The sequence below is a fragment of the Streptosporangium sp. NPDC023825 genome (genome assembly GCF_040639575.1).
Lineage (GTDB): Bacteria > Actinomycetota > Actinomycetes > Streptosporangiales > Streptosporangiaceae > Streptosporangium.
On sequence record NZ_JBFAAE010000011.1, the window covers coordinates 37183 to 49680 of the forward strand.

Genomic DNA, 12498 nt, shown 5'->3' on the forward strand with positions numbered 1-12498 from the left:
GGACGACTCTACGGGTTCCGGCGCCGCCACGAGAGACATGGGGCAGGGGGCGGCTTCCGCGTCGCCCTTTTCGACGGAGCGCGCCGCCCTTTCCGGCGGAGCGAATCGCCCTTTTCGGCGGAGAGCGTGGGAGCGGCCTCGCGCACGGGGGCGGCGAGACGCGTCACCCGGGATCCCCCCGCACGGGGGCGGCGGTCATCGGCGCCGCGGGTGCCGGCGGCGCGGGGAGCCATTGCGAGAGTCACTGGGGAGCGCTCTCTGAGAAAGAGAGTGACCCGCTCGGCGAGGAGTGTCAAGGGTTCGACGGGGCGCCAACGGAACATGGCGGAAACGCGACCTTAATGTGACCTTTCTTCATGGGAGCGCTCCATGCACGAGAAAATTTAACCTCTAAATCTGCCTGACCTGCGAAAACATTTCATTGCCAGGGAGAGCGCTCTCCATAAAAAGCTGATCGTCAGACTCTGGTCGGCGTCGGGGGGACCGTTGACACGTAACCCACTTGGCATCAATCTGCTCAGGGAGCGCTCTCTCCATGATCACTTATGAGGACCCAGGAGGGTTCCATGCGTAAGTTACGCCAGCGGTTCCTCGCCCCGATGGTCGCCGTTTCCGCCCTGGCCCTGGGCCTGACCGCCTGCGGCGGCGGTGACGCCGAGACCGCCGGGAGCGGCGGAGCGGCCTCCGCGCCGGCCGAGAAGATCAAGCTGACCGTCGGGTTGTTCAGCGACTTCCACTACGCGCCGCTGTACGAGGAGTTCAAGAAGACCCACCCCAACGTGGAGATCGTGGAGCGCCGCGCGCAGTTCAACGACCACCACACCAACCTCATCACCCAGCTGACCACCGGCGCGGGCGCCGCGGACGTGGTCGCCGTCGAGGGCGGTTACATCGGCGCCTTCACCCCGGTGCCGGACAAGTTCCACAACCTCAAGGAGTACGGCCTGGACAAGCGCCAGAGCGAGTACCTCGACTGGAAGTGGAAGCTGGGCGTCTCCAACGACGGCTCCGCGCTCCTGGGCCTGGGCACCGACGTCGGCGGCCTGGCCATGTGCTACCGCCCCGACCTGTTCAAGAAGGCCGGCCTGCCCACCGACCGCGAAGAGGTCGGAGCGCTCTGGCCGACGTGGGACGCCTACATCGAGACGGGCAAGAAGTTCGTCGCGGGCAAGGTGGAGGGCGCCAAGTTCACCGACGGCCCCGGCGAGCACTTCCGCGCCATGGTCGAGCAGGCCCCCATCGGTTTCTACGACGCCCAGTACAACATCGTCGCCGCCACCAACCCCGAGGTGCGCAAGGCGTACGACACGGGCGTGAAGATGATCGACGCCGGTCTGTCGGCCAACCTCGCCGCCTTCTCGCCGCCGTGGAACACCGGCATCGCCAAGGGCACCTTCGCCACCATGGTCTGCCCCGCCTGGAAGACCGGCACGATCAAGGACCAGAAGCCCGGTGAGGGCACCTGGGACATCGCGGCCGTGCCCGGGGGCGGCGGCAACCAGGGCGGCACCCACCTGATGCTGCCCAAGCAGGGCAAGCACCCCAAGGAGGCCGCGGCGCTGATCGACCTGCTGACCAGCAAGGAGAGCCAGATCAAGCTCTTCAAGGAGGCCAGCGCGCTGCCCTCGCTGCCCGCCCTGTACGACGACCCCGCGGTGAAGGACTACGTCAACCCCTACTTCGGCAACGCGCCGATCGGCAAGATCTTCACCGACGCCGCCAAGTCGCTCAAGCCCCAGCCCGTGGGCCCCAAGGCCGGTGACGTGCTGCAGGCGATCGGCAACGGTCTCCAGCGGGTGGACCAGGGCAAGCAGAACGCCGAGGAGGCCTGGGCGCAGGCGCTCAAGGACGTCAGCAGGATCAAGTAGTCGCTCCCGGCCGGCTGGTCTCGCACCGGTCGGCCACCTGCTTGTGCCCCTGTCCTCGCGGGCGGCGCGCACCCCGCGCCGGCGAGCCGCGTGGCTCCCGCCGCGACGGGCCGCACGCCCCCGCCGTCCAACGAATCGCCGAAAGGAGCTGCCATGGCCACCCGCGCGCCCGATCGCCTGGCGGCGGTCCCACCGAACAGGCCGGTGCGACCTCGCCGCCTCCGCCGCCACCTGGTTCACCAACTCGACGTCAAGGGCTCGCCGTACGCCTACGTGGCCCCGTTCTTCCTGCTGTTCTCCGCCTTCGGGCTGTTCCCCCTGGCCTACACCGCCTGGGTGAGCCTGCACGAGTGGACGCTGCTGCGGGACGAGCACCCCTTCGTCGGTCTGGACAACTTCAGGACGCTGCTCGCCGACGACTACTTCTGGAACGCCACCTTCAACACCCTGTCCATCGGGGTGCTGTCCACCGCGCCGCAGCTGCTGCTGGCCATCTGGCTGGCCCACCTGCTCAACCGGCCGCTGCGGGCGCAGACCTTCTTCCGCATCACTCTGCTGCTGCCCAACGTGACCAGCGTGGTCGCGGTGGTGGTCATCTTCAGCCAGCTGTTCGGCCGGGACTTCGGCATGATCAACTGGGTGTTCTCGCTGGTCGGCGTCGACGGTGTCGCCTGGAACGAGGGGGTGCTGAGCTCCCACTTCGCCATCTCCACCATGATCATGTGGCGGTGGACGGGCTACAACGCCCTGATCTTCCTGGCGGCCATGCAGGCCGTGCCGCGCGAGCTGTACGAGGCGGCCACCATCGACGGCGCGAGCGGGATGACCCAGCTCCGCAAGATCACCATCCCGATGATCAAACCCACGATCATCTTCGTCGTCATCACCTCGACGATCGGCGCCATGCAGATCCTCGCCGAGCCGCTGCTGTTCAGCTCCTACATCATCACCGGCGGGGTGGACCGGCAGTACCAGACGCTCGCGCTGTTCATCTACGAGAACTTCACCAAGCTCGACTTCGGCTACGCCTCGGCCATCTCCTGGATGATGTTCGTCTTCATCGTGGTGATCGCCGGCATCAACTACCTGCTCACCCGTCGCGGGAAGGGAGGGCTGTCGTGAGCGCCCACACCGCCGTCTCCGCGGTCCGCCGTCGCTCCGGCGGCACGGCCCGCAGGCTCACCTACCTCACGCTGACCGCGGTGGCGTTCTTCTCCATGCTGCCGCTCTACTACAGCATCGTGGTGGCCTCCCGCGACAACGCGGCCCTGGCCGACGTCCCGCCGCCGCTGATCCCCGGCGGCAACTTCTTCGCCAACGTCGCGCGCGTCTTCGACACGGTCCCCTTCGCCCTGGCGATGCTCAACTCCGTCATCGTCTCCGGCTCCGTCGCGATCGCGGTGATGTTCTTCTCCACGCTGGCCGGGTTCGCCTTCGCCAAGCTGCGCTTCCGCGGCCGCAACGCCCTGCTCCTGCTCACCGTGGCGACGATGATGGTGCCGACCCAGCTCGGCATCATCCCGCTGTACATGCTGATGGTGAAGCTGGAGTGGACCGGCACCATGTACGCGCTGATCGTGCCCGCGCTCGTCAACGCGTTCGGCGTGTTCTTCATGACCCAGTACCTCTCCCGGGCGCTGCCGACCGAGCTGCTGGAGGCGGGGCGGGTCGACGGCTGCAGCACCTGGGGCCTGTTCTGGCACGTCGTGCTCCCGGCCGCCCGCCCCGCGGCGGCCGTGCTCGGCATGCTCACCTTCATGTCGGTCTGGAACGACTACTTCTGGCCGCTGGTCGTCCTGACCCCGGAGGATCCGACGGTCCAGGTCGCCCTGTCCACACTGGCCAGCGGATACGTCAACGACTACGTGCTCGGCCTGGCGGGCACCACGCTCGGCACGCTGCCACTGGTCATCGTGTTCGCGCTACTCGGCAAACAGATCATCGGAGGAATCATGCAGGGAGCGGTGAAGGGATGACCGTCGTCGGCACTCGGGGGGCCACCCTTACGGAAGGGCGTGCGGACTTCCCCACCGGTTTCGTCTGGGGCGCGGCCACCGCGTCCTACCAGATCGAGGGAGCCGTGAAGGAGGACGGCCGCGAGCCCTCGATCTGGGACACCTTCTCCCGCACCCCGGGCAAGGTCGCCGGGGGTGACACCGGCGACGTGGCGTGCGACCACTACTTCCGCCACGCCGACGACATCCGGCTGATGAGCGAGCTGAACCTGGCCGCCTACCGGTTCTCGGTGGCCTGGCCCAGGGTCCAGCCGTACGGCAAGGGGCCCGTCAACACGCGCGGCCTCGACTTCTACAGCCGCCTGGTGGACAGGCTGCTGGAGGCGGGCATCACGCCGTACGCCACCCTCTACCACTGGGACCTCCCGCAGGCGCTGGAGGACGCGGGCGGCTGGCCCGAACGCGACACCGCCCACCGCTTCGAGGAGTACGCGGCGGCCGTGCACGCGCGGCTGGGAGACCGGGTCCGCAACTGGGCGACCCTCAACGAGCCGTGGGTGGCCGCCTTCCTCGGCTACGGCAACGGGGTGCACGCGCCGGGCAGGACCGACGCCGCGGCGGCCTTCCGCGCCGCCCACCACCTGTTGCTGGGGCACGGGATGGCGGCGCGGGCACTCCGCGAGGGCGGCGCGCAGGAGATCTCGCTGGTCCTGAACCTGTCACCGGTGATCACCCCCGCCCAGGTGGACGATCCGGGGGCCGAGGTCTCCGAGGCGGACGCGGAGGCGGTCGGCCGGATCGACACCCTGCTGGTCAGGCAGTTCCTCGACCCGGTGCTGCGCGGGGAGCATCCCGAGGGGTTCCTCGACATCGTCGGGCGCAACGGCGGCCTCGGACACATCTGGGACGGAGACCTGGCGACCATCAACCAGCCGATCGACCTGGTGGGCATCAACTACTACAACCCGTGCGTGGTGGAGGCGGGGCCCGGCCAGGCGGCCGACGCGGCGTGGCCGGGCAGCGAGGACATCCGGTTCTGCCCCGCGGACGGCGTGCCCGCCACCGCGATGGGCTGGCCGATCGTGCCGAACGGGCTCTCCCGCCTGCTGGTGCGGCTCTCCGACGACTACCCGGAGGTCGGCCTGATCATCACCGAGAACGGCGCGGCCTTCGACGACGTCGTGGAGGACGGCCACGTCCACGACGTTCGCAGGACCGAGTATCTGGACGGCCACCTGCGCGCCGTGCACGCCGCGATCGCCGACGGGGCGGACGTGCGGGGTTATCTGGTCTGGTCTCTGCTGGATAATTTCGAGTGGGCCGAAGGGTACCGGCGTAGGTTCGGAATCGTGCACGTCGACTTCGCCACCCAGCGGCGTCTGCTCAAGGACAGCGCGTTGTGGTACCGCGATGTCATCACGCGTAACGGACTGTAACCGATCGTAGGGGAAGAACACGATGAGACGACCCACCCTGGAGGCGGTCGCCGCCCGTGCCGGGGTCTCCCGGTCGACCGTCTCCCGGGTGGTGAACGGCCAGACCACGGTCACCGCCGACATCCGGGACCTGGTCATGCGCGCGGTGAACGAGCTCGGCTACGTCCCCAACGGGGCGGCGAGGAACCTGGTGACCCAGACGACCAACTCGGTCGCGCTGGTCGTCTCGGAGTCGCCGAACCGGGTGTTCTCCGACGACCCGATGTTCTCCACCGTCATACGCTCGGCCAGCCTGGAGCTGGAGGCCGTCAACAAGCAGGTCGTGCTGCTGCTGGCCGGGTCGCCGGAGAGCCACGCCCGGGTGGAGCACTACATCGCCGGCGGCCACGTCGACGGCGTCATGCTGGTCTCCAGCCACGGCGCCGACCCGCTGCCGGTCGCGCTCACCCGGCTGCGGGTCCCGGTCGTCTCCTACGGCAGGCCCGCCGTGCCGGTCGCGATCCCGTACGTCGACAACGACAACGTCGAGGGCGCCGCCGCGGCCGTGCGGCACCTGCTGGAGCGGGGCAGGCGGCGCATCGCCACCATCGCCGGGCCGCTGGACATGATCGGCGGGCAGGACCGGCTGGCCGGATACCGCGAGGTGCTCCGCGACTCCGACCGCCGCTCGATCATCGCGGTCGGCGACTTCACCCGGGAGTCCGGGGCGGTCGCGATGCGGCAGCTGCTGGCCGACGACCCGGAGATCGACGCGGTCTTCGCCGCGAACGACCTGATGGCGATCGGCGCGATGCACGCGCTCCGCCAGGCGGGCCGGCGGATCCCCGAGGAGGTCGCCATCGTGGGCTACGACGACATAGAGGCCGCCCGCTACACCGACCCGCCGCTGACGACCATCCACACGCCGCACGCCGAGCAGGCCGCGGCGATGGTCCGCCTGCTGCTCTCCCTCTTCGACGGCGGCCCCGCCGAGCCCATGATCGTGTCCACCGAGCTGGTGGTCCGGGCCTCCTCGTAGTCCCCGTGGTCCCCGGCGCGGCCCTCTCCGGCCGGGTCCCGGACTCACGGTCCCCGGCCGGTCCCGCTCCGGCCGGGCCGTGGGCTCACGGTCCCCGGCCGGGTTCCGGGCTCGTGGCCCCGGCCGGGGCCATGGCCGCCGTACCCGGTCGTCGCCGGCCGGGCCGCGGGCCCGGGCGGTGTTCAGGAGGCGGTGGATCCCCGGACGACCAGCTCGGTGGGGAGCATCACCTGTGCCTTCTCCTCCAGGTCGAGGACCATGCGGGCGAGCCTGCGTCCCATCTCGACGGTCGGCTGCCTGACCGTGCTCAGCGGGGGCTCGGTGTAGGACGCGGCAGGGATGTCGTCGAAGCCGACCACCGCGACGTCGTCGGGAACCCGCCGGCCCGCCTGGCGCAGGGCCGGCAGCGCGCCCAGCGCCATCATGTCGTTGGCCACGAACACCGCGTCGATCTCCGGGTCGTCGGCCAGCAGCTGCCGCATCGCCGACGCCCCCGACTCCCGGGTGAAGTCGCCGACCGCCACGATGGAGCGGCGGTCGGAGTCGCGCAGCACGGCGCGGTAGCCGTTGAGCCGGTCGATCCCGGCGATCATGTCCTGTGGTCCCGCGATGGTGGCGATGCGCCGCCTGCCCCGCTCCATCAGGTGCCGCACCGCGCGCTCGGCGCCTCCGGCGTTGTCCATGTCCACGTACGGCAGGCTGCTGGGCACGGTCGGCCGGCCGCTGCACACCACCGGCACCCCGCGCCTGGCGAGGATGCCCGGCAGCGGGTCGGTGCCGTGCATGGACGCGATGACCACGCCGTCCACGTGACCGTTGGTGGCGTAGCGCTCGACCCGCTGGTAGCCGCCCGCCATGCCGGTGAGCATCAGCACGAGCTGCTTGTCGGCCTCCTCGATCTCCATGCTGACCCCGCGGATGATCCCGGCGAAGGTGGGGTCGTCGGAGAAGACGCGGGTCGCCGGCTCGGGGAAGACGAGTGCTATGGAGTCGGCCCGCTGGGTGACCAGGCTCCGCGCCGCCTGGTTGGGCACGTAGCCCAGCTCCTCCACGGCGCGGTTGACCGCGTCGCGGATCTGCGGTGCCACGCGCGTGGAGCCGTTGACCACGCGCGAGGCGGTCGCCCGGGACACGCCGGCCCGGGCGGCCACCTTCTCCAGGGTTGGACGGGCCCTCACAGCCCGTTCCGGCGTACGACCTCGCTGTACCACAGGGCGCTGTCCTTGGGGGTGCGTCGTTGCGTCGCGTAGTCGACGTGTACGACGCCGAACCGCTTGCGGTACCCTTCGGCCCACTCGAAGTTGTCCAGGAGTGACCAGACGAGGTAACCGCGCAGGTCGGCGCCGCCCTCGATGGCCGCGTGCGCCGCGCGCAGGTGCCCGTCGAGGTAGGAGAGACGGCCGGCGTCGTGCACCTCGCCGTCCTCGACGACGTCGTCGAAGGCGGCGCCGTTCTCGGTGATGATCAGTGGGGTGCCCGGATAGTCGCGCGACAGCCGCAGGAGCAGGTCGGTCAGGCCGAACGGCTGGACCGGCCATCCCATCGCGGTCCGCGGCGCGTCGGCTCCGCCGAAGGCGATGCCCTCGCTGCCCGGGTAGACCGGGTTGGCGGGCTCGCCGGTGCGGGCGGTCACGGTCTGCGGGTGGTAGTAGTTCACGCCCAGCAGGTCGATCGGCTCGCTGATGATCTCCAGGTCCCCGTCGTGGACGAAGGACCAGTCGGTGAAGCGGCGGGCCCGCTCGACGACGTCGGCGGGATACTCCCCGCGCAGCACCGGGTCCAGGAAGATCCGGTTCTGCAGGCCGTCGACGAGCTCGGCGGCCGGGGTGTCGTCACCGATCACCGGGGAGAGGTTGAGCGTGATGCCGACCGTGGCGGCGCCGGAGGCGCGCAGCGCCTGGACGGCCAGGCCGTGGCCGAGCAGCAGGTGGTGGGCGGCGGCGAAGCCCAGCGCGGGCTCGGCGAGACCGGGGGCGTGGATGCCCGACGCGTAGCCGAGGAAGGCCGAGCACCAGGGTTCGTTCAGGGTGGTCCACGTCTCGACCCGGTCACCCAGCCTGCCGTGCGCGATCGCGGCGTAGTCGGCGAAGTGCGCCGCGGTCTCCCTGTTGGTCCAGCCGCCGCGGTCCTCCAGGGTCTGCGGCAGGTCCCAGTGGTAGAGCGTCACGATGGGAGTGATGCCGTTGCCGAGGAGCTCGTCGACGAGGCGGTCGTAGAAGTCCAGGCCGCGCGGGTTGGCCGGGCCGGATCCGTCGGGCTGCACGCGGGGCCAGGAGATGGAGAAGCGGTAGGAGTGCAGGCCGAGGTCGCGCATGATCGCGACGTCCTCGGGATAGCGGTGGTAGTGGTCGCACGCGACGTCACCCGTGTGACCGGCGTGGACCTTGCCGGGAGTCCGGGAGAAGGTGTCCCAGATGGAGGGGCCCCTGCCGTCATCGCGGGCGGCGCCCTCGATCTGGTAGGCCGCAGTGGCGGCGCCCCAGACGAAACCCTCTGGAAACCTCAGCACGCCGGAGTCCTGAAGGTCGTAGGACTTTTCGGCGGACATGGTCATGTCCTCACCGCCCCATTCTGTTCGGCTGTCACGTGAGAGCGCTCTCTGGAGCATCACGGTATCGCACCGATCGTGTCAAGAAAATTGAAACTGTAACCGTAATATCACAGTTCTTGACATCGCATGGTGGGCAGACAATTCTTCCAGAGAGCGCTCTCACACTCCCCGGCAATTGTGTATATGGAGGAAGGTTCCATGTCGCTCCTCTCTCGGCCTCGGCGCACCGCCCTTGTGGCGGGCACCATAGGGCTGGCTTTGGTCGTCACCGCCTGTGGATCCTCGGACCCCGCGCCATCCGCGGGTGGCGGTGCCAGCACCGCTCCCGAATGCGCCGCCTTCAGCCAGTACGGCAAACACGAGGGCAAGACCGTCAGCATCTACTCGCCGATCCGCGACGTCGAGGCCGATCTCTTCGAGAAGGCGTGGAAGCCGTTCGCCGACTGCGTCGGAATGAAGATCACTTATGAGGGCACCGGCGAGTTCGAGGCCCAGATCCAGGTCCGCGCCGACGGTGGCAACCCCCCCGACATCGCCTTCTTCCCCCAGCCGGGCCTCCTGGAGCGCTTCGCCAAGGCAGGAAAGCTCAAGCCCGCCTCCGAGGAGGTCAAGAAGCTCACCGCCGAGGGCTGGTCGGAGGACTGGGCCAAGTACTCCACCGTCGACGGCGTCTTCTACGGCGCCCCGCTGGGTGCCAGCGTGAAGTCCTTCGTCTGGTACTCGCCGAAGATGTTCACCGAGAAGGGATGGGCCGTCCCCAAGACCTGGGACGAGCTCATGACGCTCACCAACACGATCGCCGGCACCGGCGTCAAGCCGTGGTGCGCGGGCATCGAGTCCGGTGACGCGACCGGCTGGCCGGCCACCGACTGGATCGAGGACCTCATGCTCAGGGAGGCCGGTCCCGAGGGATACGACGACTGGGTGAGCCACAAGACCCCGTTCAACGACCCCAAGGTCACCGCGGCGGTCGACAAGGTCGGCGCGATCCTCAAGAACGAGAAGTTCGTCAACGGCGGCTACGGCCCGGTCAAGTCGATCGCCAGCACCGCCTTCCAGGAGGGCGGCGTCCCGATCACCGAGGGCAAGTGCGCCCTGCACCGCCAGGCGTCCTTCTACGCCAACTTCTGGCCCGAGGGCACCAAGGTGGCCGAGGACGGCGACGTGTTCGCCTTCTACCTGCCGGGCAACGACCCGGCCAGCAAGCCGGTGCTCGGCGCGGGCGAGTTCGTGGCGGCCTTCACCGACCGTCCCGAGGTCAAGGCCGTCCAGGCCTACCTCGCCGGCGCGGAGTTCCCCACCACCCGCATGAAGCTGGCGACCTACGTCACCGCGCGCAAGGGCGTCGACCCGGCCAACGCCCAGAACCCGATCGACAAGCTCTCCATGGAGATGCTCCAGGACCCGAGCACGGTCTTCCGCTTCGACGGCTCGGACCTGATGCCGGCCGCGGTCGGCGCGGGCACGTTCTGGAAGGGCATGACCGACTGGATCAACGGCAAGGACACCAAGACGGTCCTCGACTACATCGAAGCCTCCTGGCCCAAGTCCTGACCTATCCCGGTGGGTCCGGCCCCGCGTGACGCGGGGCCGGACCGTCGCCCGCCCGGCCCGATCCTTCCGGGAGATCCTCCGATGGACTTCGACTTCGCCGCCGAACTGCCCAAACTCGTCCAGCTGCTGATCGGCGTCGCCGCCTTCCTCGTGGTGGTCGCGGTGGTCCTGGTGCTGGTCGACCGCGCTCCGATGCGGCGGCGCGCGTGGCCCCACGCCACGATCCTTCTTCTGCCCGCCCTCCTGCTCCTCGCCATCGGCCTGGTCGTACCGGCTGTGCGGACCACCCTGCTGTCGTTCATGAGCGGCGACGGCAAGCTGTGGGTCGGCCTGGACAACTACGCCTGGATGTTCACCCAGCCCGAGGCGGTGACCGTCCTGCGCAACACCCTCGTCTGGGTGCTGCTCGTCCCGCTGCTGGTGACCGCGATCGGCCTGGTCTACGCCGTCCTGGTCGACCGCACCCGCTTCGAGTCGCTCGCCAAGTCGCTGGTCTTCCTGCCGATGGCGATCTCCTTCGTCGGCGCGGGCATCATCTGGCGCTTCGTCTACGCCTACCGCTCCGAGGAGCAGGACCAGATCGGCCTGCTCAACCAGATCACGGTCGCCTTCGGCGGCGAGCCGCAGCAGTGGCTCCAGGAGGCGCCGCTCAACACGCTGTTCCTGATCGTGGTCATGGTCTGGATCCAGGCGGGGTTCGCCACCGTGGTGCTCTCCGCCGCGATCAAGGGAATCCCCGCCGAGATCGTCGAGGCCGCCAAGCTGGACGGGGCGACCCCGCTGCAGATGTTCTTCCGGGTGACGCTGCCGTCCATCCGCTCGGCCGTGATCGTGGTGCTGGTCACGCAGTCGATCGGCACGCTCAAGCTGTTCGACATCGTCCGAACCATGACCGGCGGCCAGTTCGACACCAGCGTCATCGCCAACGAGATGTACAACCAGGCGTTCCGGTACGGCGAGACGGGCAAGGGCGCGGCCCTCGCGGTCTTCCTGTTCGTCCTGGTGACCCCGATCGTGATCTACCAGATCCGCCAGCGCAGAGAGGCCGTCAGGTGACCGGGCGAGCAAGCCTGCACGGCGCCGCGAGCACGCGGCGGGCGAAGGAGTCCACATGGCCACGTTGACCCAGACCGTGGTGCGGCCCGAGGTGACGACCGCGCCGCAGCGCGTACGGCGGAGGCTGAGCGGCCGGATCGCCGGCGTCGTCGCGATCGTCATCGCCGTCCTGTGGACCACCCCGACCTTCGGCCTGCTGCTGTCCTCGCTGCGCCCGGAGGACCAGATCAAGTCCAGCGGCTGGTGGACGTTCTTCTCCAGCCCGCAGATCACGCTGGAGAACTACCAGGAGGTCCTGTTCGGCACCTCCTCGTCCTCCGGCCAGATGATGAGCTTCCTGATCAACTCGATCGTCATCACGATCCCGTCGGTGCTCTTCCCGCTGGCCCTGGCCACCTTCGCCGCGTACGCGCTGGCCTGGCTGCCGTTCCGCGGACGAGAGTGGATCTACATCGGCATCTTCGCGCTGCAGATCGTGCCGCTGCAGATGGCGCTCGTCCCGCTGCTGTCGTTCTTCTCCGAGGGCGTGTCCGTCTTCGGCCTGCAGCTGATGCCCGCCTGGGACCTGGAGGGACCGGCCCGGTTCGTCCAGGTCTGGTTCGCGCACACCTGCTTCGCGCTGCCGCTGGGCGTCTTCCTGCTGCACAACTTCATGTCCGAGCTTCCCGGCGAGCTGATGGAGGCGGCGAGGGTCGACGGGGCCAGTCACGGGAGGGTCCTGCGGACGATCGTCCTCCCGCTGGTCGGGCCCGCGCTCGCCACCTTCGCGATCTTCCAGTTCCTCTGGGTCTGGAACGACCTGCTGGTGGCCCTGATCTTCGCCGGGGGCACCCCGGAGAGCGCCCCGATGACGGTACGGCTGGCGCAGATGGCCGGCACCAAGGGCAACGAGTGGCAACGCCTGACCTCTGGGGCGTTTGTCTCGCTGATCATCCCGCTGATCGTCTTCCTGTCGATGCAGCGCTACTTCGTCCGCGGCCTGCTGGCGGGCAGCGTCAAGGGCTGATCCGCGGCATCCCGCCGTTCCTCCGCCGCGACCCGGCGGGCACCCTCTCCGGGG

10 protein-coding genes are annotated in these 12498 nt (G+C 69.2%); 8 read left to right on the forward strand and 2 right to left on the reverse strand.

Annotated features, from left to right (window positions below):
• Positions 1-566 precede the first annotated feature (566 nt).
• The 5 genes from AB0G15_RS12895 (at position 567) to AB0G15_RS12915 (ending at position 6277) form a co-directional block, all read left to right on the forward strand.
• A complete protein-coding gene (locus AB0G15_RS12895) occupies positions 567-1868 on the forward strand; it encodes an ABC transporter substrate-binding protein (RefSeq protein WP_362838252.1) in 1302 nt (433 codons plus the stop codon).
• Positions 1869-2021: 153 nt separating this feature from the next.
• Positions 2022-2990, forward strand: a complete 969-nt coding sequence (locus AB0G15_RS12900) for a sugar ABC transporter permease (protein WP_362838255.1) — start codon at positions 2022-2024, stop codon at positions 2988-2990.
• Complete coding sequence (locus tag AB0G15_RS12905) at positions 2987-3844, forward strand: carbohydrate ABC transporter permease (protein WP_362682214.1); 858 nt, start codon at positions 2987-2989, stop codon at positions 3842-3844. The genes AB0G15_RS12900 and AB0G15_RS12905 overlap by 4 nt, the downstream gene beginning before the upstream one ends.
• Positions 3841-5259: a GH1 family beta-glucosidase gene (locus AB0G15_RS12910; RefSeq protein WP_362838257.1), complete on the forward strand. Its 1419-nt coding sequence runs from the start codon at positions 3841-3843 to the stop codon at positions 5257-5259. Before AB0G15_RS12905 ends, AB0G15_RS12910 begins: the two co-directional genes overlap by 4 nt.
• Positions 5260-5281: 22 nt before the next feature.
• Entirely contained in the window at positions 5282-6277 is a 996-nt protein-coding gene (locus tag AB0G15_RS12915; RefSeq protein ID WP_362838259.1) for a LacI family DNA-binding transcriptional regulator, read from the forward strand.
• A gap of 182 nt (positions 6278-6459) precedes the next feature.
• On the opposite strand, the gene AB0G15_RS12920 is transcribed toward AB0G15_RS12915, so the two are convergent.
• Both AB0G15_RS12920 and AB0G15_RS12925 read right to left on the reverse strand, forming a co-directional pair.
• The gene (locus AB0G15_RS12920) at positions 6460-7455 is read right to left on the reverse strand and encodes a LacI family DNA-binding transcriptional regulator (RefSeq protein WP_362838262.1); all 996 of its coding nucleotides are present in this window, start codon (positions 7453-7455) and stop codon (positions 6460-6462) included.
• Positions 7452-8831: a GH1 family beta-glucosidase gene (locus AB0G15_RS12925; RefSeq protein WP_362682202.1), complete on the reverse strand. Its 1380-nt coding sequence runs from the start codon at positions 8829-8831 to the stop codon at positions 7452-7454. The genes AB0G15_RS12920 and AB0G15_RS12925 overlap by 4 nt, the downstream gene beginning before the upstream one ends.
• A gap of 195 nt (positions 8832-9026) precedes the next feature.
• On the opposite strand from AB0G15_RS12925, the gene AB0G15_RS12930 reads away from it, so the two are divergent.
• The 3 genes from AB0G15_RS12930 (at position 9027) to AB0G15_RS12940 (ending at position 12444) form a co-directional block, all read left to right on the forward strand.
• The gene (locus AB0G15_RS12930; protein ID WP_362838265.1) at positions 9027-10382 is read left to right on the forward strand and encodes an ABC transporter substrate-binding protein; all 1356 of its coding nucleotides are present in this window, start codon (positions 9027-9029) and stop codon (positions 10380-10382) included.
• Positions 10383-10463: 81 nt separating this feature from the next.
• Positions 10464-11438 carry a sugar ABC transporter permease gene (locus tag AB0G15_RS12935; RefSeq protein ID WP_362838267.1) on the forward strand — a complete coding sequence of 325 codons (975 nt, stop codon included), beginning with the start codon at positions 10464-10466 and terminating at the stop codon, positions 11436-11438.
• 55 nt (positions 11439-11493) lie between these two features.
• Entirely contained in the window at positions 11494-12444 is a 951-nt protein-coding gene (locus AB0G15_RS12940; RefSeq protein ID WP_362838270.1) for a carbohydrate ABC transporter permease, read from the forward strand.
• Positions 12445-12498 lie beyond the last annotated feature (54 nt).

Bases quoted from the DNA above. Each gene is read 5' to 3' on its own strand.
- AB0G15_RS12900 (WP_362838255.1), top strand. From the start codon at position 2,022: ATGGCCACCCGCGCGCCCGATCGCCTGGCGGCGGTCCCACCGAACAGG.
- AB0G15_RS12940 (WP_362838270.1), top strand. From the start codon at position 11,494: ATGGCCACGTTGACCCAGACCGTGGTGCGGCCCGAGGTGACGACCGCG.
- AB0G15_RS12935 (WP_362838267.1), top strand. From the start codon at position 10,464: ATGGACTTCGACTTCGCCGCCGAACTGCCCAAACTCGTCCAGCTGCTG.
- AB0G15_RS12895 (WP_362838252.1), top strand. From the start codon at position 567: ATGCGTAAGTTACGCCAGCGGTTCCTCGCCCCGATGGTCGCCGTTTCC.
- AB0G15_RS12930 (WP_362838265.1), top strand. From the start codon at position 9,027: ATGTCGCTCCTCTCTCGGCCTCGGCGCACCGCCCTTGTGGCGGGCACC.
- AB0G15_RS12915 (WP_362838259.1), top strand. From the start codon at position 5,282: ATGAGACGACCCACCCTGGAGGCGGTCGCCGCCCGTGCCGGGGTCTCC.
- AB0G15_RS12925 (WP_362682202.1), bottom strand. From the start codon at position 8,831: ATGACCATGTCCGCCGAAAAGTCCTACGACCTTCAGGACTCCGGCGTG.
- AB0G15_RS12910 (WP_362838257.1), top strand. From the start codon at position 3,841: ATGACCGTCGTCGGCACTCGGGGGGCCACCCTTACGGAAGGGCGTGCG.